This window comes from Streptomyces sp. 4N509B (genome assembly GCF_052245655.1).
Classification (GTDB): Bacteria; Actinomycetota; Actinomycetes; order Streptomycetales; family Streptomycetaceae; genus Streptomyces.
In genome coordinates, this window is sequence record NZ_JBQQBZ010000034.1 from 19177 (window position 1) to 41482 (window position 22306).

13 protein-coding genes, 1 tRNA gene and 1 pseudogene are annotated in these 22306 nt (G+C 71.7%); 7 read left to right on the forward strand and 8 right to left on the reverse strand.

The genetic code is table 11. The features are described 5' to 3' along the window. Positions 1-83: 83 nt before the first annotated feature. Positions 84-1583, reverse strand: a complete 1500-nt coding sequence (locus ACTWP5_RS25345; RefSeq protein ID WP_443223428.1) for a SpoIIE family protein phosphatase — start codon at positions 1581-1583, stop codon at positions 84-86. Positions 1584-2273: 690 nt separating this feature from the next. Between ACTWP5_RS25345 and ACTWP5_RS25350 the strand changes: the two genes are divergently transcribed. Further along, positions 2274-3227, forward strand: a complete 954-nt coding sequence (locus tag ACTWP5_RS25350; protein WP_443223429.1) for a bifunctional DNA primase/polymerase — start codon at positions 2274-2276, stop codon at positions 3225-3227. A gap of 332 nt (positions 3228-3559) precedes the next feature. Here the strand turns inward: ACTWP5_RS25350 and ACTWP5_RS25355 are convergent, their stop codons facing one another. The 3 genes and pseudogenes from ACTWP5_RS25355 to ACTWP5_RS25365 form a co-directional block, all read right to left on the reverse strand. Continuing rightward, positions 3560-4540: a DUF5926 family protein gene (locus ACTWP5_RS25355; RefSeq protein ID WP_443223430.1), complete on the reverse strand. Its 981-nt coding sequence runs from the start codon at positions 4538-4540 to the stop codon at positions 3560-3562. A gap of 447 nt (positions 4541-4987) precedes the next feature. Next, positions 4988-5488, reverse strand: a pseudogene (locus ACTWP5_RS25360) (ATP-binding protein); the annotation flags it as partial. A gap of 363 nt (positions 5489-5851) precedes the next feature. Beyond that, positions 5852-6718 carry a glycerophosphodiester phosphodiesterase gene (locus tag ACTWP5_RS25365; RefSeq protein ID WP_443223431.1) on the reverse strand — a complete coding sequence of 289 codons (867 nt, stop codon included), beginning with the start codon at positions 6716-6718 and terminating at the stop codon, positions 5852-5854. A 305-nt stretch (positions 6719-7023) separates the two neighbouring features. Here ACTWP5_RS25365 and ACTWP5_RS25370 point away from each other — a divergent pair, with 305 nt between their 5' ends. Further along, positions 7024-8481, forward strand: a complete 1458-nt coding sequence (locus ACTWP5_RS25370; RefSeq protein WP_443223432.1) for a S1C family serine protease — start codon at positions 7024-7026, stop codon at positions 8479-8481. Positions 8482-8598: 117 nt separating this feature from the next. After that, positions 8599-8686: transfer RNA gene (locus ACTWP5_RS25375), tRNA-Ser, on the forward strand. A 156-nt stretch (positions 8687-8842) separates the two neighbouring features. Here the strand turns inward: ACTWP5_RS25375 and ACTWP5_RS25380 are convergent. Both ACTWP5_RS25380 and ACTWP5_RS25385 read right to left on the reverse strand, forming a co-directional pair. Next, positions 8843-9142, reverse strand: a complete 300-nt coding sequence (locus ACTWP5_RS25380) for a hypothetical protein (protein ID WP_443223433.1) — start codon at positions 9140-9142, stop codon at positions 8843-8845. Positions 9143-9396: 254 nt separating this feature from the next. After that, positions 9397-9963 carry an EF-hand domain-containing protein gene (locus ACTWP5_RS25385; protein WP_443223434.1) on the reverse strand — a complete coding sequence of 189 codons (567 nt, stop codon included), beginning with the start codon at positions 9961-9963 and terminating at the stop codon, positions 9397-9399. Between the two features lie 743 nt (positions 9964-10706). Between ACTWP5_RS25385 and ACTWP5_RS25390 the strand changes: the two genes are divergently transcribed. Next, positions 10707-11252, forward strand: a complete 546-nt coding sequence (locus ACTWP5_RS25390; protein WP_443223435.1) for a hypothetical protein — start codon at positions 10707-10709, stop codon at positions 11250-11252. A 50-nt stretch (positions 11253-11302) separates the two neighbouring features. Here ACTWP5_RS25390 and ACTWP5_RS25395 read toward each other — a convergent pair whose 3' ends face one another. Both ACTWP5_RS25395 and ACTWP5_RS25400 read right to left on the reverse strand, forming a co-directional pair. Then, positions 11303-12781, reverse strand: coding sequence for a serine/threonine-protein kinase (locus tag ACTWP5_RS25395; protein ID WP_443223436.1), 1479 nt, complete (start codon positions 12779-12781; stop codon positions 11303-11305). Next, positions 12778-14994 (reverse strand): protein kinase domain-containing protein, encoded by a 2217-nt coding sequence (locus ACTWP5_RS25400; RefSeq protein ID WP_443223437.1) that lies wholly within the window; start codon positions 14992-14994, stop codon positions 12778-12780. Before ACTWP5_RS25400 ends, ACTWP5_RS25395 begins: the two co-directional genes overlap by 4 nt. Before the next feature lie 283 nt (positions 14995-15277). Between ACTWP5_RS25400 and ACTWP5_RS25405 the strand changes: the two genes are divergently transcribed. Genes ACTWP5_RS25405 through fxsT form a run of 3 tightly spaced genes read left to right on the forward strand, consistent with a single transcriptional unit; the run spans position 15278 to position 22262 of the window. Next, entirely contained in the window at positions 15278-16750 is a 1473-nt protein-coding gene (locus tag ACTWP5_RS25405; protein ID WP_443223438.1) for a VMAP-C domain-containing protein, read from the forward strand. Next, positions 16747-17844 (forward strand): AAA family ATPase, encoded by a 1098-nt coding sequence (locus ACTWP5_RS25410; protein WP_443223439.1) that lies wholly within the window; start codon positions 16747-16749, stop codon positions 17842-17844. Before ACTWP5_RS25405 ends, ACTWP5_RS25410 begins: the two co-directional genes overlap by 4 nt. Then, positions 17844-22262 carry an FxSxx-COOH system tetratricopeptide repeat protein gene (fxsT, locus tag ACTWP5_RS25415; protein ID WP_443223440.1) on the forward strand — a complete coding sequence of 1473 codons (4419 nt, stop codon included), beginning with the start codon at positions 17844-17846 and terminating at the stop codon, positions 22260-22262. Before ACTWP5_RS25410 ends, fxsT begins: the two co-directional genes overlap by 1 nt. Positions 22263-22306: the final 44 nt, after the last annotated feature.

Genomic DNA, 22306 nt, shown 5'->3' on the forward strand with positions numbered 1-22306 from the left:
GTTTCCCGAGGCGTTCCGGGTCCGTCACCGTGTCCGGCCCCTCGCCGCCGTCGGTCCCTCGCCGCCGTCAGGGGACGCTCTCGTCAGGGGGACGCCGGGCCCTGGAAGCGGGCGGCGAGGAGGACGGCGTCCTCGACGAGCCCGACGCCGCGGTGCGTGGCGCGGCGCCCGGCGGGGTGGCCGTGGGCGGCGTCGGTCGGTTCGGGGAGGCCGGGGACGTGTCGGTCGTCCGGCAGGAGGGCGCGGGCGAGGTGGCGGGTCAGGGCGGCGGGGTCGGCCCGGACGCGGGGAGGGGCGGCGCGGGCGGCCTCCTCCAGGCGGGTGTACGCCTGGTCGAGCGGGGCACGGGTGGCCCGGAGCAGGCCCAGGTTGTAGAGCAGGACCGTTTCTCCGTGAGCGATGTCGAGGCGAACGCTCGGCGCCTCCCAACAGGGCAGCATGCCGAGCGGCGCGGAGAGCGCGGTGTCGGCGAAGACCACCCGCGTCGGGCCGACGACCAGGGGCGGCGGCTGACCCGCCGAGGCGACGACGACGCGGCGGGTGGCGGCGGGGCCGTGGCTGGGTGGCGGTTCCGCGTAGGCGAACAGCGCGGTCGCCACGTGGTGCGGCTCGGTCATGCGCAGCAGCAGCTCCAGGTCGGACAGGACCGCGACCGGGTCCTCGCCCTCCATCACGGCGTACGCGCGCAGGCCGGCGCGGAGCCCGCCCGCGGCGGCGAGGGTGGCGGGCCCGGCGGTGGGGCCGCTGCCGGTGGTGGTGCCGATGGCGAGCCCGAGGGCGCCCTCGGGCAGGGGGAGCGCGTCGTAGAAGGTGCAACTCGCGGTGCCCGTGTCGGCGAAACCGCCCGTGCCGCCGTCCGTCACGGCGTCCGTCACGGCGGCGGCGCCGGCACGCGGGCGGGCTGGGGCGTGGTGGACGGCGAGGGTGACGCCGGGCACCTGCGGAAGGTGGCGCGGCAGCAGGCCGTCGCGGAGCGCGCGGGCGGCGGAGCGCGCGCGGTCGAGCTCGACGCGCTGGCTGAGATGCGCGGTGGCCTGCCGGAGGTAGCGGGCGAGGAGGTGGCGGGAGCGGGGCTCAGGGGCCCCGGGATGGTCGTAGAGCCAGACGGCGACGCCGAGCGGCCCGGCGCTCTCCCCGACCTCCTGCCCCTGGCCCGCCGTCGGGGGGTTCGTCAGCGGGACGGCGTAGCTGGCGCCGCAGCCGAGGTGGGCGGCGACCTCGCGGTGACGGGGGTGAAGCGCCTCGTCGCGCGCGATGTCGGGGTGGACGAGCTCCCGGCCGGCGGCGTCGTCGCGCAGCAGGCGGGTGTGGGGCGCGTCGTGGGGCGGCACGGTGTCGAGGTGGCCGAGTTCGGCGTGGCTGAGGCCGAGGCCGACGACGCGGTGAGGGCCGAGCCCGTCGGAGGGGCGCAGGTTGAGCAGGCCACGCTGGGCGCCCAGGAGCGTGGCGCCGGCGCGGAGCGTCTCGTGGAGCGCGTCCGTGAGGCTGTTGGTGCGGCTGAGGCGGTCCGTGAGGTCGTGCAGGGTGCTGAGCTCGGAGGTGAAGGCGGCGACGCGTTCGTGGATGCCGCCCGGGACCGACACCGGACGCGCCGTGCCGTGCCGCGTTGGGTCGTGAGGCGTCCTGTGCGAGGGCGAAGGATTCTGGGTCGCGCCCAGGAGCGCCGGGCTGATTCCGGCCACTTTCGGCGTTGGCGGGGTGGTCATGCCTGCGGGCCCCGGCCGTGGTACCTGTCCCACATCAGCATCGCGCACCCCATGTCGTGCCTGTGATGTCCCGTGTGGTCTGGATGATGCCCACGCGACGCGGGTCTCGGGGGAGCGACAGGCCGGGGCGGGCGACGTTGGGGAAATCTTGGCCGAAAAGGGCCAGTGGGCCGTCCGACGCGCGATCGACTGAGACGCTGGCTCGGTGGCTCGCGCCGGGCGGCTGGAGAATCAGGCCTGGCCTGAGCGGGTCCGTTTCGCCGCAGGGTCCCTGGGGTGCTCCGCACGATCGGGGGTACAAGACCGTGGGGCACGCACCGGTCGGTACAAACCGGTGGCAACGGACTCGGTAGGTACAGAGCGGAACGGCTCGCCGCGTTTCGGCGTCCTACCGAACGGGCGGGCCGGCCAGGCGACCTTCGGCCACGCCGGTCCACGACCGGCCCCGGCGCCGCTCTGGCGCAGCGGTGTGCGAGCCACCGCGAACAGTGATCTAGGTTCCACGTGGTGTGAACGGGTCGGCAGGGTGAGCCGGACCGCGGACGCGAGGGAAAGGAACGAGCGCCGATGCGCGAGATCCTGGGAAAGCTCGGAAACGGGGAGCACGGGCGGTCCGGCGCGGGTGACGCGCACGGAGAGGCGGCACACGACGGGGTGGCGGCCCGGGGCCGCGGCCCGGAGAGGGAACGGGAGCACAGCCGGAAGCAGGGCCGGGAGCGGGGACGCGACGGCGACGGACCCCGGGAGCGGCACGCGACCCACACGACCGGGGACGCGCGCGGGACGGGCGGCGACCCGCGGGAGTCGCGGGACGGCCAGGGGGCACGGGACTCCCGGAGGTCCCGGGAGTCCGGGGGGCCCGGGGACAGCCAGGAGCAGCCCCGCGAGTCGCGGGAGCACAGGGAGGCCCGCGAGCGGCGCGAGACGGCGCTGCGGTGCGCCGGCCAGTGGGGATGGCCGGTCGTCCCCGGCGCCGAGCCCGACCGGGACACCGGCTGCCGTTGCCCCGCCGGCCGCTCCTGCCCGGTGCCCGGCGCGCACCCCCACGACCCACGGCTGCTGGCCGCCACGCGCGACGTGCGCATGGTGGGCTGGTGGTGGGAGCGGCGGCCGGAGGCACCGGTGCTGCTGGCCACGGGCGGCGCGGCGCCGTGCGCGGTGAGCCTGCCCGTCGCGGCGGCCGTGTGGGCCGTGGAGGAGCTGGACCGGCGGGGGGTGCGGACCGGGCCCGTGGTGGCCGGGCCGTCGCGCTGGGCGCTGCTGGTGCGGCCCTACGAGCTGCCCGAGCTGGGCGAGGCACTCATCGCGCGGGAGGAGCGGGTGCCGACGGCGCTGCGCTTCCACGGCCCGGGTGGCTACCTGCCGATGCCGTCCTCCCGCACGGGCGCGGGCCGCGTGCGGTGGGCGCGCCAGCCCGAGCTGCGGCAGGGGCGGGTGATGCTGCCCCGGGCCGAGTGGCTGCTGGACGTGGTGATCGAGGGCGCCGCCAACCTCAGCGCGTACAGCGAACGACAGCTGTGACGCGGTGGCCGTGACGCGAGAGCCGTGACCGGCCTGGCCGTACGTCGGCCGCACGTCTGTGGCGCGCGCGAGCGCGTGACCGCGTGCGGCCGGCGGCCCACCCGAAGGAGCACAGCAAAGAACCCGATCGCTGGCGACGGGGGATGCACCAGCGACCGGGCTCATCTCCGACGGTAACAAGTCCTCAGGGATTCGCAAATCCCACCCCGCCCGGCCACGGCCAAACGGGGCCTTCCACGGGGTGACTTGTGACCGGAATCACGCGTCGTGACTCCCGCGTTCGGGCCCGGGCCGCAGAACGCGGAACCGGGCCCGAACGCGGGACGGAGGACTCAGCTCAGGGTGATCTGACGGTTGGTGAGTCCGCTCCGCGCGCGCCGTTCCTCCGACGTGAGGGGCGTGGCGGCGCCGAGCGCCTCCGCCAGCCGCTCGGCGAACGCCGCCGCCGGCTTCTCGCACTCCTCGGCGCCCATGGCACCGGGCAGGTCCCAGACGGGAACGATCAGGCCGTGGGCGCGGAACGATCCGGCCAGCCGCGTCTCGTCGCCCAGCGTCGCGGCGCCGGCCGCGTGCAGCCGCGCCAGGGCGTCGAGCAACGCCTCCTCGGGGTGCGGCATGACCCAGCGCAGGTGGTTCTTGGTGGGCGTCTGGCACCAGTACGCGGCCTCGACGCCGGTCAGGCGGCTGGTCGGCACGGCCGCCGCGTTCGCCCGTTCGAGGGAGGCCGCCACCTCTCCCGTCGCCTTCTCGGCGTCGTCCAGCCAGAACTCGAAGCCCTCGTGGACGGTGGGAACGAAGGGCGCCTCGGGGTCGAGGACGTCCTGGAGCCGGGGCCCGTCGGAGCTGGTGCGGCCGGCGGCGACCGGGCTGCCGGGCGTGGCGGTCAGGGAGTCGGTCAGCACGGCGGCCAGGTCGCGGCTGAGGTCCCCGGTGGGGGTGTCGTTCTGCAGCCCGAGCAGGACCGTGCCGTCGTCACGGCGCAGCGCGGGCCAGGCCATGGGCAGCACCGTGGCCAGCGTCAGGGAGGGCACGTCCTCCGGCAGGCCGTCGCGGAGGGTGAGCGGCGCGGTGGCGGCGGGAACGAGCTCGCGCAGCGCGACCCAGTCGCACTCGCCGGGCAGCCCTTCGAAGGGCCGGCGCACCAACTCCGTCGCGGCCTGCGCGGCCGCCCGGCCGTGACATGCCTTGTACCGGCGGCCCGAGCCGCAGGGGCAGGGCTCGCGCGCGCCGACGACGGGGATCTCACCGTCGGCGGCGGGCCGTGGGGCGGCCGGGGCGCTGGACTGGGTGCGGGGGCGGCGCTTTGTGGCCATGCGGTGGATCTCCTGCTGCTGGTGCTTGTCGCTGCGGGTGGGCTGGGGTGGGCTGTGGCCCTGTTGGTCTCGCCGTTCTCGCTGTTCTCGCCGTTTTCGCTGCTACGGCCGGTCTGGCCGGTCTTTCGCGGGTCTCGCGACGAGGTGTGGGCGGCGAGAACACGGACGCGCGTCCCGCGAGCGTAGCTCTCGCCGGGCCGCCGCGTCAGACCAACTCCCGCATCAACTCCCGCACGGCCTCGGCACCACCGCGTGAGCCGTCCCGGCGGCCGTGCGGGGGCGAGGTGTGAGGGCGCGGCGGGTGCGGGCCCGCGGCGTGGAGGGAAGACCAGTCCGTGGAGTGCGAGGACCACGGCCGGAGGGGGGGCTCACGCGGCGGTGCGGGCGGTGGCGCGACCCGTCCGGGCGAGGGGCGAGCAACGCGTGTCGGGTGGCTCAGGGCCGCTCGTCGGTCGGCAGCACCGCCCAGACGGTGACCTCGCCGGACGGCTCGGAGGCGCGCACGCCCCAGTCGCGGGCGAGGGTGGTGATGATCGTCAGGCCCCGGCCGCCACGGGCTGTGACGGAGGGGGACGCGGGCCGCGGCAACGTCGGGCCGCCACCGTCCGTGACCGCGATGGTGACCGCGCCGTCGGCACCCCGACTCCAGGACGCGTTGACCAGGTGGCCGCCGCCGAGGGGGCGGGCGTGACGGTACGCGTTGCTCAGCAGCTCGGACAGGACGAGAGCCGCGTCGTCGATGAGCGCCTCCGACGTGCCGCAGCCGCGCAGCTCCGCGCGCAGTCGCCGTCGAGCGGTGCCTACCCCGGACGGGCCGTGGGGCACCGACATGGACGACGACGTCGGTACTTGTTGTGTAACCACCAACGCCACCCCCGAGACCTCCTTTGCCCCACGCCATGGGTTCGATGCCCTCACCACCTGGGGCGGAAACCGGTGGTGCCGGATCTGTTGACGGAGTCGTAATGTTCCGATACGCGTCGAACGCGTGACGGTACGGCCTGTGAGATTCAGGCATATTCCTTCCCAGGCATATGCCGATGGCCGAATCATCCAGAAAGCAGGTACGTGGGGATGGCGCGCATCCGCGTCGGAGCCGGTGTCCACGCGGTGTCGACGGGGTGTCGAGCCCGTGTCGAAGGGGTGTCGAGGCGGCCGCGGCGAGGATGGGGCGCCGTGGTCACTCCCTGTTGATCGAACCCGTGCGGATCACCGCACGCAGCCCCTCCGCCGCCCCGGTCCCCACTCCCTCGTCACGCCCCCGGCCCCCCGCGTTGTCACTGCGCGTGAGCAACGAGCGGGGCGGCGTCGTCACTCCGCGTGGAGACGGGCGAGCTGTTCCCGCACGGTCCGGGGCCGGTTGGTGATCACGGCGTCCACGCCGAGGCTCGCGCAGAACTCGACGTCGGCCGGCTCGTCCACGGTCCACACGTGCACCTCGTGACCGGCGCGGTGGGCGCGGGCGACGTAGTCGGGATCACGGCGCAGGATGCGGATGCTCGGGCCGGCGATCTCCGCGGCGGCCGGCAGCCGCCCCGAGCGGTGCCGCGGCAGGAGGAACTGCATCAGGTACACCGTCTCCAGGTGTGGGGCGGCCCGCCTGACGCGGAGCAGGGAACGGGCCGAGAAGCTCATGATCCGCACCCGGCCGGGAAGCGGGTGCGCGGCCAGCAGCTCCAGCAGCCGCTCCTCCACGCGGCCGGCCCAGCGGGTGGGGTGCTTGGTCTCGATGGCCAGACCGACCGGGCGGTCGGCCTCGGCGACCAGGCGCAGCAGCCGTTCCAGGGTGAGAACGGTCACCGGCTCGTCGGTCCCGGCGTCGTGCCGGTCCGGGCCGCGGCCGGCCGGCTCGTCCGCCGTGCTGTCGGGCGTCTCGGGGCGGCCCGAGGGCGTCTTCCAGGAGCCGAAGTCGAGCTCCGCCAGCTCGGCCAGTTCCAGCGAGGCGACGGCCCCCCGGCCGTTGGAGGTACGGTCCACACGACGGTCGTGCACGCAGACCAGGTGGCCGTCGGCGGTGAGCCGCACGTCACACTCCAGGGCGTCCGCGCCGTCGGCGATGGCCCTGCGGTAGGCGGCCAGGCTGTGCTCGGGCGCGTCCTCCGAGGCGCCGCGATGGGCGATGACCGGGATACGGTGGGGGATTCCGCGCGGTGTCGCGTGGCGCGTCGCGTGGCTCATCGCGTCATGGTGCCATCCCGGTGACGCGGGGACGGGAGAGGCGGCCGGGTTTTACGCCCGCCTGACAGACCATGGGAAAGACTGCTCACACGTTCGTTCGCGCAGCTGTCTGATCCGAGGCTCTCGGAGACCCCGGAGTTCTCCGACGTCACGTGATCCACGCGGATCACGTGGGTCACGTGGGTCACCCGGAGCGCAGGATCACAGCGATCACGAGAACGTGGAGATCGAGCCCCACGCACAGCCAGCCCCACGCACAGCCGAGACACAGGGACCCAGTCCGAAGCATCCGAGGAGAAAGAGCCGTGAGTACCGAGTACGAGGGTGGCAGCCGGCCCGAGCAGCCGGCCAGGCCGGCCGTCGGCGAGGACGCGCCGCGGCCGGAGGCCGAGCGGCCCACGCGGGCCGGGGAGGGGCCCGCCGCCTCGCCTGGTGCGTCGTCGCCCCAGCCGCCGACCGTTGCCTCATCCCCCTCACCCATCTCACCCACCCCGCCGGCCCCACCCCACGCCTCCCCCGCTCCCCCGGCCGTCGTTCCTCCGCCCGTGCCACCCCAGCCGGGGAGCACGCCGGCCGCCTCCCCGATGGGAGGCCCGCCGCCTCCCCCCGCGGCCCCGTGGGGCGCCATGCCCGCGCCCCCGGCGCAGCCGCGCGCCCGCCGTGGCGGCCTGCTGGCCGGCGTGATCGCCGCCACGCTCGTCGCCGGCAGCATCGGCGGCGGCGTCGGTTACCTCGTGGCGGACGAGGGCGACGGCTCCTCCGGCTCCACGACGGTCGCCGGGGAGGAGTCCGACGGCGACGCCCAGGCCCGTCCCCCCGAGTCGGTGGCGGGGATCGCCGAGGAGGCGATGCCCAGCGTCGTCACGATCGCAGCGGGCGAGGGCTTCGAGGCCAGCACCGGCACCGGCTTCGTCTTCGACGAAGAAGGCCACATCCTGACGAACAACCACGTCGTCGCCAACGCCGACAGCGGCGCCGCCCTGACCGCCACCTTCTCCGACGGCGAGAGCTACGAGGCGGAGGTCGTCGGCCGCGCCGAGGGATACGACGTGGCGGTGATCCGGCTCACCGACGTCGCCGGCCGCGACCTCGACCCACTCGGCCTCGGCGACTCCGAGGAGGTCGTCGTCGGGGACGCGGCGATCGCGATCGGCTCCCCGTTCGGCCTCGACGGCACGGTCACCACCGGCATCATCAGCGCGATCGACCGGCCCGTCTCCTCCGGCGACGGCATGAGCGCCACCTCGTACATGAACGCCCTCCAGACCGACGCCTCGATCAACCCGGGCAACTCCGGCGGCCCCCTGCTCGACGGCGACGGCGACGTGATCGGGATCAACTCCGCGATCCAGCCCGCCCCGGAGAGCTCCGGCCAGTCCGGCAGCATAGGGCTCGGCTTCGCCATCCCGATCAACCAGGCGGTCCGCGTCGCCCAGGACCTGATCGCCGACGGCGAGCCGGTGTACCCGATCATCGGCGCCGTGGTGAACACCGACCCCATGGTGTCGGGCGCCCAGATCGTCGAGGAGGGCTCCGAGGCCGGCGAGCCGGTCACCCCCGGCGGCCCGGCCGACCAGGCCGGCCTCCAGCCGGGCGACGTGATCACCCGCTTCGGGGACCGCCTGATCGACAGCGGCCCCACGCTGATCAGCGAGATCTGGTCGCACGAGCCGGGCGACCGCATCGAGGTGACCTTCGAGCGCGACGGCCAGGAGGAGACCACCGAGGTCGTCCTCGGCGAGCGCGTGGGCGACGACGCGTAGCCCACCCCGCCGCCCGGGGGTTCCACCAGGCGCCGCCGTCCACCGGAGGGGGAGGGACGGCGGCGCCGCTCCCGCTAGGCTGCTTCCGTGCGCCAACGACTCCACCGGCGCGCCCCTGGAGGTGTGCCCGAGCGGCCGAAGGGAACGGTCTTGAAAACCGTCGTGAGGTAACCCCTCACCGTGGGTTCGAATCCCACCGCCTCCGCCGAGCACCAGAGCGAACGGCCCCTGAACAGCACAACGATCAGGGGCCGTCGTCATGCCCGCTTCACCATCGATGACCGTGGCTCCCCGCTGTGTCACCGCGCAGCGGGCACACGAGGGCACGGCGTGAGCACTGCACGCGAAGGCGAATCGTCGTTCAGTCATGCCACTCGGTCAGACGGAGCCTGACCTGATGGTTGTGTTCCGCATGCCAGATCACAGTCGCCGTGACCGACGCGCCCATGGGGGGCAGCTTCATGCTTCGCGGCATCGCCGTGATCTCCGCCAAGCCCACCGCGTCCGGTACGTCGTCGAACCTGACGAAGACACCGAACGGCTGTCGACCGACCACCACACCCGAGACGACCGCGCCTACCGGCAGCGCCCGAACCGCCGCGGCCCATCCGTGCCCCAGGCGAGAGAACCAATCCCCCACCGGCCACGCGTACTCGACCACATCTCGATCATCACACAGGAGGTACAACCAACACTCCCCTTAATCGAAGGAGGGTCCTCGCACCGCCTGCTGCAGCGAAAGCCAACGAACCACCTGTGAGGGTTCGTGCGAGCCGGAGACCGTCAACGTCTTCGACAACATTCTCGACGGCCGACTCTCGCGACTCTCCCGCCTCCGAGGCCGCCGAGTGGCGGCCCCGGAGGAGCCCTCGTTGACCGGGGCGCGTCTCGTGGCGTGCCCCGGTCACGTGAGTGTCAGAACCGGGCCGTCGGGGAGCCGAAGTACCAGTTGCCGGGGGCGGCCGGGTCGGGGCTGGTGAAGTACTCGATGACGGCGGCCCGCAACTCGGCGCGGGTCACGTGGCCGTCGCCGTCGCGGTCCAGGTGGCCGAAGGCGTCGCGCACCTCGTCGGGTGGGAGGCCGGGGGCCTGGCCGCGAACGAACGCGGTGTACTCCTCAAGGTCCAGCTCGCCGTCGCTGTCGCGGTCGGCGATGTCCGTGATCCGATCGGCGAGCCCGCCGAGCACGGCCTCCGCCCGCTTCGCGTCGTTGGCCAGCGACGACGTGGACGCGATGAACTCGTCGCGACTGATCCTGCCATCCCCGTCGGTGTCCATGGGGAGATGCAGCTCGCGCCAAATTCGCAGGTAGGCGTCGATGACTCCCTGTTCCTCCGGGGAGCCCGCCCCGTAGCCGAGCCCTTCGGCAACGTCCCGGCCCATCAGCACGTGATCAGCCTCGGTCAGGGCGCCGTCCCCGTCACGGTCGAGATAGTCAAATCCAGCACCAACTTTCGCGATGATGAAATCATCGTCGATCATCTGCGATCCCTTTCTCCTGTTGACGGGAGAGGGGAGACCCTTCCCCTGCCGCCGCGTCTGTAGGTGCGTCGCACTCCGTCGAACGCTAGATGGCGAAGCGCGGCCGGAGGGCATGCGGAAGAATGTTGAACACATTGCTTTGGGTGTATTGCAGTTATGACCAGTCCTGATCGAGCGGTGTCGTACGACGGCTGTTGCGACACGTTGGTCCGGACAACGCAGGGGCCTCAGCCGCCGAAACCGGCACTGCAAAGGCGGACGGGCTACGGCCCAAAGCGCTTCACCGCGGCGGCTGATGGGCGAGATGCGCCAGTACCGCGCGACCGGACGTCAGCCAGGCCCCGTCGCCGTCGAGATCGAGGTTCCGGGGCACGTCCAGCCCGCTGGGATGGGGGCAGCCGTAGGGCCGTGAGCATGCCCCTGGCGTGGTCGAGCCTGTCACCTGGGTACCTCCAGCCCGTGAAGGTCCGGGGTACCGGCGTTCTCATGTCTGCCGCGCGTCCGACAATCCACAGGGAGTCGCCGGCACCTCGCAGGCGGCGGTGATGGCCCTCCTCCACTCGCGAAGCTGCCACGACGTGAGCTCAGCGGGCCGGTGGGACGAGGCGGTCGGCTGCAGCGTTGTGCCTGTCACCTTCTGCCCGGTGCCGTCCGGGAAGGCAGCTTCAAATCTCCTGGACGCACCCGAACTGCTGAGGCGCCACGTCGGTAACGTTAAGGACCAGGGGCCGTGATGAAGCGGGGTGAACATGGATACGACAGTATTCGGGGTGATATGCGGGCTCATCGGCACCGTGGCCGGAGCCGCCGTGGCTTATTTCGGCCCACTGCAACTTGAACGGCGGCGGGAGCGAAGCGAGCGCGCGGCACGGATGGAGGCCAAGATCAACGCGGACATCGGTCGGTATGTCGCCGCTCGGGCTGCCGCCGACCAATGGCTGGATCTCCTGCGCAGGGGACATCGGGCGGTGTTGGAGAGCCGTCTGGATCTCGACCAGTTCGACGCGGACGTCGTGCGCCACTCCGACGAACTACGGCTGCGGCTTGCGGATCTCGCTCATATCGGCATGAGCGACTCCCGAACAAATCCCACCTTCAGCTCGTTCCGTCGGGCAAGCGATGCGATCAGGCGATCGGCGATCACTCGAAATGCGATGTCTTACGAAGATGACATGGAAACTGCCGTTGATCGCCATATTGAGGCGTGTGCGGCGGAGCGCACCAGATGGGCCAGGAACGTACTCGACAAGCTAAGCCGGGAGGGAATGGACAGGGGCGCCGTCTCATAGGTGCCGTCGGCGCGTAACAGCACGATGGGGTAGGCCTGCCTGCCGGAAGGTTACGTTGGGACCTTCGGGAAGACGGATCTCGCGAAGTCGGCTACGGCGTCGCACCCCACACCGCCGATGACGTTGGGCGGCTCGTCGGCGTACACCGAGACCCGGCCGAACGAAGTCCGCCAGGTGACCTCGCAGGCGGTCTCGAACTCCGAGCTGTTGGCGTATGCCTCGGCGCCGGGAAGGTCTGACAGGTCGGTCGGGAAGCGATGGCGGTTCTCCTGGATCATCTCCAGGGAGGCAGGGCCGTAGGCGAGCGTGAAGTACCCCTCGTAGCCGGGGTCGGGATCGCCGAACTCGGCAGTCGCCCACCGGCAGGTGCGCACCCGCTGGGAGCCGCTGTCGTAGCCGCCGGGGCTGCCGGTGTCGGTGAGCATGTGGCGCTCGGCGATCGCGTTGTCGAGCACATCGCAGGGGGCCATCGAGCGGTCCGCGACCGTGGCGTCCGTGGAGGCTCCTCCGCTGCGCCCGCTGTCCGGCCAAGCGGTCGCGGTCCACGCGCCCGCAGCTGCGAGCAATACCCCGATGGCCGTGAACACGAGAATGCGTGATCGACCACCACCTCGGCCCGAGGGCTCCTCGGGCGGCGGCAGCGCACCCAGAGCCCGCCGCTGAAGCACCATGGCCTCTATCCCGGGAGGCGGCCAGGCGGAGTCCCCGGAGGGATCCGCGAACTCGGCCAGGGCCTGATCGACGGTGGGCCGCCGACGCGGTTCGTGATCCAAACAGGACATCAGGAAGGGCAGGAGGTGCTCAGGAACCCCGGCCAGATCGGGCTTCTCGTTGATGGTGCGGTACTGGATGACGAGTCCGTTTCCCTCGCCATACGGGCTGTGGCCGCTCGCGGCGTACACCAACACGCAACCGAGTGCGAAGACATCGGAGGCAGGCCCGGCGTCCCGGCCCTGGAACTGCTCGGGAGACATGTAGCCGGGCGTGCCGAGCACCGAGTTGGTGGCAGAGGATCCGTCCAGCGCTCGGGAGATGCCGAAGTCGATCACCCGTGGCCCGTCATCGGCGAGGATCACGTTGGCGGGCTTGAGATCGCGGTGGACAAGCTTGCTCCGGTGGATCGCGGCGAGCCCTTCGGCCAGCCCTGCGCCGAGCACCCGCAGTGCGCCCGACGGCAGCGGGCCGTGTGCCTGCACCGCCTCCTGTAGGGAAGGGCCGGGGATGTACGCGGTGACCAGCCAGGGTTGTGCGTCCTTCGGCCCCGCGTCCACGACCTGTGCGGTGTGGAAGCCGCCGACCTTGCGGGCAGCCTTCACCTCGTCGGCGAAGCGACGGCGGAACTCCGGGTCATCGGCTATGTCCTGTGCGACCACTTTCACCGCGACGGGCCGACCGCCCCGCGAGCGGGCCAGGTACACCTGCCCCATACCACCTCGGCCCAGACGTGCCACCAGCCGGTAATGGCTGATGCGACGCGGGTCCCCGGCACCGAGTCGACGGGAGTGCACGGCGGGCTGCCGGCCGTTCATTCCACCGTCCACAGCTGTACAGCGGCGAGCATCTGCGAGGTGATCACCGAGCCGGCCAGCGTCCGCCCGTCGGGCCGGAATGCCAGGTCGCTGGCGCCGTTGAGCACGGTGACCCTCCGCTGTCGGGTGTCCAGGTCGTAGAGGCTGACCTCGGCCCCGCCCACGGCGACGGTGCGGCCATCCGGGCTGACCGCGATGGTCTGGCTTCCATCATTGGCCGTCCCGATCCGATCCGTCAGCGACCGTCCTGGCACGTCCCACAGCGCCAGCCCGCCGAATGACCCGGCGAGGGTGCGGCCGTCGGGAGTGAAGGCGAGCGAGGTCACCCCGAAGGCGTTCGTGTCGTTCAGCGGCAGCTCACCGTCCGGCTCCCAGCTGTCGGTGCGGAAGAGCGACACCCCGCCCTCCACCGCCACGCCCCAGCCGGCCGCGAGCAGCCTGCCGTCCGGGCTGAAGGCGAGGGAACGGGCGGCACTGGTGGTGTTGCCTCTCCCCGCGCCGATCAACAGCTCCGCCTCCAATCGTCCGCTCCGCACCTCCCACACCTGTACCTTGCCGATGGCGTCCTGCGCGTTGCGCGCCCCTGCCACCAGCAGACCGTCAGGGCTGAGAGCGACGGCCTCCATGCCCTGCAGCGCCTTGTCTTCGGTGGGTGACTCCAGCTGGGCGACCCGCTGCGGCTGGCGACCACCGGTGTTCCAGGCGGTGATGCCGCCGAGGTCGGTGGCGAAGTTCTCCAGGGTGAACGTGCGGGTGTAGCCGAGTGCGAGGAGGCCGCTGGCACCGTAGGCGAGAGAAGTGGTGAAAAGAATGTCCTCGGCGGTGAGGTCGGCGAGCCGGCGGTGGGAGTCCGCGTCCCAGAGCGTCACCCGATCCTCCAGGGTGATGGCCAACTGCCCGCCGTCCGGACTGTAAGCGACCCGAGTGCCATGCTCGGCGCTTCCCAGCTCGATGGTGTGGGTGGGTATCAACCCGGTGGCCGCAGGGGCCGGCTCGCCGCCGCTCGGACGCCGGGATACGTCCTGGCCGTCGGTGCTGTCGGCGGAGCCGGTCAGCAGCACCCCCGCCGCCCCGCCCGCAGCGGCGAATGCACCCGCGCCGCCCACGGCGAGCAGCAGGGCCCGCCGACGGGGCGCGGCGGGGGCCGCGGCCGGTGCGGCAAGCGGTGGCGGCAGCCAGGCGGCGGTCTCCTGCGCGGTTGGGGCGAGCTGCCGCAGGAGGTTCTCCAGGCTGGGCCGGTGCTCCGGCACCTTCTCCAGAGCGCCAGCGAGCGGCTCGTGCAGGTGCTCCGGCACGCCACCCAGCTCCGGCGGGTCCTCGACGATCGAACGCAGCACGTCCGCACCCGCCCCGTCCCGGAACGGCGGGCGCCCGCTGGCAGCGAACACCAGCAGCCCGGCCAGGGCGAAGACGTCCGACTCCGGTCCGACGTGGTGCCCACGGGCCTGCTCAGGGGCGAGGAACCGGCCGTCGGCCGTGGTCGCCGGACGGGAGGGGACAGCGGCAGCGACCGCGCGGGCGGCGGCAAACGCGGTCAGCCGTGGGCCGTCCGCCGCGAGCAACACCTTGTGCGGCTGGAGCGCGGCGTGCACCAGCCCGGCCGCGTGCAGTGCGATCAGCGCCTCGGCCAGCCCGGCACCCAGGACCCGCACGGTTCCCAGAGGCAGCGGGCCGTGTATCCGCACCGCCTCGGCGAGGGATACCCCTGGTATGTACGGAGAGGCCAACCAGGGCGGGTCGGCGGCGGCGTCGGCGGCCACCGTCTCCAGCAGGCCCGTGCCTGTGGCCCGACCGACCGCGGCTAACTCCTCGGTGAGGCGCCGCCGGAAGCCCTCATCCCCGGCAAGCTGTGGAGAGATCACCTTCACGGCGACGGCACGGCCACCCCGGGTTCGCCCCAGGTATACCGAGCCCGTGTCTCCCTGCCCCAGAGCTGCCCGCAGGTGGTACGGACCCACCTGTCGCGGGTCGTCCGCACCTAAGGAAAGCCCCACACCTGACGTCATGAACGTATCCCCACTGTCGTCGCGGAACTGAGGATTGAGGGCGTACAGGATATTACTGAAAAGCAGGATACAGAGCAGATACGCCGGTTCTGCAAGCGTTCCGGTGGCGAGCGCAGCGCTCCAAAGCAGAACGCGTCGTGTGGCATGTGCGCGTGATTCGCCACGCCTTCCGGCTCGTCTGACTTGCCCCGCCGACCACGCGTTCATCGCGGTGGCCAGGCGCGCCGCGGGCCCTCGGCCAAGTCCTCGTCGATGCGGACCAGGGCGCTTCCCTCACCGGGACCCAGGACGTCCGGCAGGTGTGTGTCGTCCTCGACCACGACGGTCGACGCGGGTTGAGTGGTGCCTTGACCCCGGGTCAGCTTGCCAGTTGGCTATGAGGTGCCGTGATACTTGGCGACTGAGGAGGGGGACACATGCTGGCTTCTGGGGGTGGTCGGTGACGTTGAGCGCGCCGCGATGGCCGTCACAGCAGGCGCGGCTGCGTCTGGTGCTCGTCGAGGAGCTCTGTGGGCTCGACTGCGTCCGGGACCCGGGCCAGCGGGTGCTCTTTGGACAGAGCGTGGGAGAGTTCCTCAAGAAACCGGTGGATCTGCAGGGCCGGGATGCCCGGAGCGATACGGTCGCCATCGTGCAGGCGGTGTTACGGGAACAGCAGGACCCTGAGCCGGGCGTGACGGCGTTGCTCTACGCCGTGTCGCTGCATGAGGGCAGCGACGTCGCGGGCACCGTGCGCGAGAGGATCCTGGGCGCCTGGAGATCCGAGTCGAGCCGCCGGCTCCTGCCGTTCGAGGCGTTCGAGGACAACGACGTGAAGGCGGCCCGCGCCCTGCTCGCCGGGCACGCGGGGACGGACGAGGGACGGCTGTGCGATCTGCTGTCCGACGAGTTGGGGCTCGACCTGCCACGTCACCTCACGACCACCGAGCTCTTCGAGCATCTGCTGGACACCAACGCCCAGGCCGACGGGCTGCCGCCCGCCGTGATCCTGCTGGAGCTCACCGCCGTGCTCACGCCTCACGAGAGCACCCGTCGTCGCCTGCGCGAGTGGTGCGACAGCTGGTCCGCGAGTGCCGGGGCCCAGGCCGCGCTGCTGCGGCGCCGTGAGCAGATCGAGGCGCGTGACCTCCCGGACCGGGAGATCCCACGCTGTCTGATCGTCATGGTGGATCCGGCCGAGGACGGTTCGCCCGACGTCTACGTGCGGCACTGGGTCAACCGGACCGTCGGATACTGGGCGCCCGTGCCGGGACGTATCGAGCGAGTCACCCTGGACACGCTGGACGCCGCCGTGGAGCGGGCGGTGCGGCGAGGAGAGGAGTTCTGGACGGACGCCGACAGGGACGGCGAGGACCAGAGCCCGATCCACGTCGAGTTCGTCCTGCCGTACTCGCTGCTCAACTACGACGTGGCCGGCCTGCATACGGTCGCGGACAGCTCCCATCCGGTCCCGATAGGGCTGCGCTACTACGTCCATCTGCGCAGCCTGGACCGGATGCGGCTGCGCGACCCGGCCCAGCTGCGCCGTTGGCGGCTGCGCTGGAACTCACTCAAGGCGTCCGCGGTGGCACGGCACCACAGCTGGTCGGGCGACGTGCAGACGGCGGACGATCTGGGGATGTGGCATCGCCAGCTCGTGGCGGACCAGCGGTTGACCGCGGTGCTCCTGGGTACCCCCGCACTCGAGGGGCGCGCGATGGAGCCGCTGAAGGCCGCCATCGCCGAAGGGATCGGCGTGGGCCTGTGGGATCGACGGGATCCGGCCCCGCAGGAGGCGCGAACACTGCTGGACATGGTCATCGGGTATCCGGCCGCCCAGTTACCCATCACTGTCCACCGGCTTCGCCTCAAGGCGGCGACAGCGGAGAGCGGGCACCAACTCCCCGGGGGACATGTGGCGTTCCTGTACGACGACCCGTTCAGACTGGTCGACTACGAGGAAGAAGAGGGCGTATCGGCATGACCGAGGACAGGCACGAGCAGCACGCCGCCAGCGAGGAGAACGGTGCCCATCGCTCCTGGCGGATCTTCCACGCGACGGGCGCCACGCCGGCGGGGGAACCTCCGGCCATACCCGCCACGCCGCCCTGGCGTGAGTTCGCGGGCGAACCGCTCCAGCCCGCGCCAGCCGCCGACGACCGAGCCGCCCGCCGCCGCCTGGGGGCGACAGGCTCACGACTCAACCTGCGGGACGAGGAGATCGACGTCGTCAACGCCGCCCTGTTACTGCGCCGCCCGCTGCTGGTCACCGGGCCGCCGGGCGTCGGCAAGTCGACGCTGGCCTATCTCTTAGCCCGTGAGTTGGGCCTCGGGCGAGTGCTCCAGTGGAGCATCGTCAGCCGTACGACTCTCCGCGACGGGCTCTACGAGTACGACTCCATCGGCCGTGCCCAAGCCATCGCCGCCTGGCGCGCCGCAGCCGACCCCGCTTCCTCTGCGGAACCTGTCGCCTCGCCGGCGGAACAGCCGGCCAGACACGCCCCGTACCTCGGGGACTTCATCACCCTCGGACCGCTCGGCACCGCGCTGCTCGCGTACGAACGGCCGCGCGTCCTGCTGATCGACGAGCTCGACAAGAGCGACATCGACCTGCCCAACGACCTGCTGCACATTCTGGAGAACGGCAGCTACGACATTCCCGAACTGGTCCGCAGCGCGATGCCCACCGTCAATGTCTTCACGGACGACCCGGACAGCCGTGCGGACATCGCCGGTGGCCGCGTCGAGTGCCGCGAGTTCCCCGTCGTGGTGATCACCAGCAACGGTGAGCGGGAATTTCCGGCCGCGTTCCGCCGCCGCTGCCTGCCACTGGAGATGCGTCAGCCCAGTCGCGAGCAGCTCGTCTCCATCGTGGTCAGCCACCTGCAACGCAGGCCGCCGGAAGGGCTGGAAGCACTCGTCGAGGACTTCGAGCGGCGGATTCGGGAGGGCGGCACGCAGTCGGTGGACCAGCTCCTGAACGCCGTGCACGTGACCTCGATGGGTGGTTTTCAGGCCGACGCCGACGGGCGTAAACTCATGGAAATGCTCCTTCGCGACCTCTCGAAAGGCCGCTGATGGACGATCTGCCAAGGGAGCGATCACCCGCCACCCATGACGCGGTGGACGGGAGCCTTGGCGATGGTCTGACATGGTGGGAGATGGCCGACGGCGTCTGGCTGGCGGCCGCCCGCGCGTCTCTGGCTCCGCTTCCGGCGGGCTCGGGGGACCCTCCTCTGGAGCCAGAGTGGTCCCCCAAGGGATCTCCTCACCAGGGGTCCGCCCGCCCGAATGGGGCTGCCGAGAGCACGTCGTTGACCGCCGACGAGTCAACGTCACGACCACCCCGTCTCGGTGTCCGCGGTCCCGTCTCGGTATCCGAGCCCGTCCTGGGCGACACGGGCGAGGAGTCCCCTTCCTCGATCCTGATCCCGGCGGTCACGTACGACGCCGACGTCCCCGTGCGGCCGCCCATGCCCGTACGGCGCACGACGCAGCCGCGACTCGCCAGGGCGATGCACCGGCTGGCCCGCAGCGTGGCCGCATCCGACCGCGACGAACTGGACGAGGAGCGCACCGCCCGGCACGGCATCTCCGACGGTCTCTGGCTCCCCTACCTGCGGCCCGCCACCGAGAAGGCCCTCGACCTCGTCCTGCTCGTCGACGCGGCGCCGACCATGCGGATCTGGGAGGACCGGGTGGCCGCGATCGTCGTGGAGGCCGCGCGCAGCGGCGCCTTCCGCGATGTTCGTACGGTACGGCTGGAGGTGCCGCGGCAGGGAAGGGCGCGGCTGCGCTGGTCCGGGGACCGCGCAGGCAACCCCGCGGAACTTCTCGACGTGCGAGGCTCCCGCGTCCACCTCCTCGTCACCGACGGGCTGGCTCACGGATGGGCGAGCCCGGCCGCGGACGACCTGTTGATGGGCCTCGCGCGCAACGGCCCCACCGCGGTGGTCCATCTGCTGCCGACCTACTTATGGCACCGCTCTTCGGTTCACCCGTACCGCGCCGAACTGGACGCGAGTGGTTTCGGTGTGCCCAACGCGCGGATCGGCTACCACCCGCGCCGGGGCGAACAGCCGCCGGAGCCAGCCGAGGGGCCGGGCGTTCCGGTCCCGGTGCTGAGCCTGCATCCGGCGTCCTTCACCGTCTGGGCTGACCTGGTCGCCGGCGAACTCGGCGTACGACACGCCCTGCCGTTCCTTCTCGCGGGCACCTTGGCCAGGAGCAGGCCGACTCCCGGACTGCGCAAGCCGTCGCTGACCGGGTCCCGCTCCGCCGACGCCGCCGTGCGACGGTTCCTCTCCCTGGCCACCCCCACCGCGCGTCGGCTCGCCACCCATCTGGCGGTCCTGCCGTTCGACTTCGAGCTGTTCGAGGAGCTGCGCGTCCGGGCTCTGCCCGAGGCGGAACCCGAGCACGTGGCCGAGATCCTGATGGGTGGACTCATCGACTGGGACGGCCCCAGCGGCGAGGAGCGGCCCGACTTCGCCGAGGGCATCAGGGAGGCGCTGCTCGCCACCGGCACCCGCAGCCAGCTGGCCACGGTCGTCAACCTCTTCGCCGATCTGCCCAGCGGGGGCGACCGGGGCGTACGACTGCGGGCCGCGCTCCAGGACCCCGAGAACGCCGCGCTGCCGGAGAGCACTCCGGCGAACCGGCCCTGGGTGCGGGTAGAGCTAGCCGTGATGAAGGCGCTGGCGGGCCCGTACGCCCGTCGTGCCGCCCGGGTCACCGCCGGCGTCGGCGCCAGGCCCCTCGGTGCCAACGGCTCCGCCAACGCCGCCGGCGCCGCCGTCATCACACCGGGTGGTTCGGCCCTCCCGGACGAGGAGCGAGCTCCCGAAGCGGGCATAGACGCACAGAAGTCCCAGGAAGCCCAGAACGTTAACGATCCGCCTGGAGTGCGCGTGCCGAGCACCACCCCCGCCACACCCTCTGACACCGAAGTCCGGAAGGCTGACCAGATCATGCAGTCCCAATCGTCCCAGACCCTGCGCGTTCGTCGCTCCAGCCAACCAAGGGTCATGGGGAACGTCCCGCCGAAGAACTCCAACTTCACCGGCCGGGAGAGCCTGCTGACAGCGGTCGAGGAACAACTCCGGGCGGAGGAGACGGCGGCGGTCCTTCCCCACGCACTGCACGGCATGGGGGGCGTCGGGAAGTCGCAGCTCGCCATCGAGTACATCTACCGGCACAGCCACGAGTACAACGTCATCTGGTGGATCCCCGCGGAACGGGACAGCCTCGTCCTCGGCGCGCTCGCCGAGCTCGCGGCCGCCCTGAACCTCGACGTCGGCCCGCAGGCCAACACGGCGGTGCCCGCGGTCCGCGAGGCGCTGCGCACGGGCAAGCCGTACGACAACTGGCTGCTGGTCTTCGACAACGCGGAGGACATCGAGTCGGTCCGCTCCTACTTCCCCACCGGTGGCCCCGGGAAGATCATCGTCACCTCGCGCAACCGCGACTGGGAACGCGTCGCCACGCCTCTGACGGTCAACGTCTTCGAGCGTGAGGAGAGCATCACCCTGCTGCAACGCAGGGCCAGGCACCTGAGCGCCGAGGACGCCGACAAGCTCGCCGAGGCCCTTGGCGACCTGCCGCTCGCCATCGAGCAGGCCGGCGCCTGGCACGCCGCCACCGGCATGCCCGTCGACGAGTACCTGGAGCTGCTTGAGCAGCGCCGGCCCGACATTCTGGACCTGGCCCCGTCGCCGGATTACCCCATCTCCGTCGCCGCCGCGTGGAACATCTCTCTCGACCAGCTGGTCGAGACCAACCCCGCCGCACGGCAGTTGCTGGAGATCTGCGCCTGCATGGCGCCCGAGCCCATCCCGCTGGGCATGCTGCGTGGTACCCGCAACGTCGACATCAGCCCGGAGCTCGACCCCGTCCTGCGCGACCCCGTGCTGCTCGCTCGGGCCACCCGCGACCTCAGCAAGCTGTCGCTGATCAAGCTCGACCACAAGAACCGCACCCTGCAGATGCACCGGCTGATGCAGACCGTGGTCGCCGTGGGACTGGACGAGGAGAAGTCGCGGGAACTCCGCCGCGCCGCCCACGTGCTGCTCGCCTCCGCCAACCCCGACGCGCCCACCTTGCCCGACCAGTGGCCCGACTACCAGGCCCTGTTGCCCCACGTGCTGACGAGCGGGGCAGTCCGCAGCCCTGACCCCTGGGTCCGCGAGCTGATCATCAGCATGGTGCTCTACCTCTACTACTGGGGGGCGCACCAGGCTGCCGCCGACATGGCCAGGGAGGCGTGGACCGCATGGCACGCTCAGTCGGGCGAGGAGGACACCCAGGTCCTGCTGATGGGCAAGCACCTGGCCTTCATGTCGCTTCAGATCGGAGACATCGCCGAAGCAGTGGAGCTCAACGAACGCGTTCTCGAGGTCTCCCGGCGGGAGGCCATCCCCGAGGAAGACCTCATCGACTCGATGACGCAGATGGCCGGCGCCCTGCGCTACAAGGGAGACTTCTCCGTGGCTCGTGCGCTCGACGAGGAGGCCGACAGCCGCGCCCGCGACCTGTTCGGTCCCGAGGAACCCGGGACCCTGCAGGCCGCCCACGGCTTCGCCGTGACGCTGAGGGGATGCGGCGAGTTCGCCAGGGCCCGCGCGCTGGACGAGGAGACCGTACGGCAGTACGAGACGCTCTACGGGCCGGAGCACGCTCTCACCCTCAACACCCTGAGCGGCCTGGCCATCGACATCCGTGAAGAAGGCGATTACCCGGACGCCCGGCTGATGCAGGAGGAGACGTACCGGGTCTACCGCACGGCGTTCGGCGAAGACAACGCGGCCACCATCAACGCCGCCCGTAACCTCGCCGAGTGCCGCCGTCGGGACGGCGCTCTCACGGAGGCGTCCGAGCTCACCGAGGAGACCCTCGATCGCTTCATCCTCCGGTACGGCCCCAGGTATTCCTCCACTCTGGCCTGTGCCGTGAACGCCGTCATCGACCGCCGGATCCGCGGGGACTTCGCCGCCTCCCGTGAGCTGGGTGAGCAGACCCTGGAGCGCTACAGGTCGACCCTGGGCACCCAGCACGCGTTCGTGTTCGTCACGATGGTCAACCTCGCGGCGACGCTGCGGGCCACAGGAGACATCGACGCTGCCGAGGCCATGGACACCGAGGCCGCCGGGGCCCTGGCCGCCACACTGGGGGACACGCACCCCTACACTCTCACCGCTCGCCTGGGCCTGGCGAACAACCACTATGCCCGGCTGGACTTCGCCGCGGCCAGGAGCCTCGACGAGGCGAACCTGCCGCAACTCGTCGAGACCTGCGGCGCCGATCACCCGGTGACGCACGCCTGTCGCGCCAATCTCGCCCTGGACCTGCGCGGACTCGGACAGGTCCAGGAGGCCGACGCCCTCAATGCCGAAGCCGTGGAGGGCTTCCTCGGGGTCGTCGGCACCGACCATCCGTGGCTGATGGCGGCCCGCCTCCATCGGCGGATCGAGTGCGACATCGTGCCGATGCCGCTCTAGGCCACGGACAGTACGGGAGTTGAGTTAGTGACGACAGCACTGTT

Coding starts and splice junctions, on each gene's coding strand:
- ACTWP5_RS25410 (WP_443223439.1), top strand. CDS start 16,747: ATGACCGAGGACAGGCACGAGCAGCACGCCGCCAGCGAGGAGAACGGT.
- ACTWP5_RS25395 (WP_443223436.1), bottom strand. CDS start 12,781: ATGAACGGCCGGCAGCCCGCCGTGCACTCCCGTCGACTCGGTGCCGGG.
- fxsT (WP_443223440.1), top strand. CDS start 17,844: ATGGACGATCTGCCAAGGGAGCGATCACCCGCCACCCATGACGCGGTG.
- ACTWP5_RS25385 (WP_443223434.1), bottom strand. CDS start 9,963: ATGATCGACGATGATTTCATCATCGCGAAAGTTGGTGCTGGATTTGAC.
- ACTWP5_RS25355 (WP_443223430.1), bottom strand. CDS start 4,540: ATGGCCACAAAGCGCCGCCCCCGCACCCAGTCCAGCGCCCCGGCCGCC.
- ACTWP5_RS25365 (WP_443223431.1), bottom strand. CDS start 6,718: ATGAGCCACGCGACGCGCCACGCGACACCGCGCGGAATCCCCCACCGT.
- ACTWP5_RS25400 (WP_443223437.1), bottom strand. CDS start 14,994: ATGAACGCGTGGTCGGCGGGGCAAGTCAGACGAGCCGGAAGGCGTGGC.
- ACTWP5_RS25350 (WP_443223429.1), top strand. CDS start 2,274: ATGCGCGAGATCCTGGGAAAGCTCGGAAACGGGGAGCACGGGCGGTCC.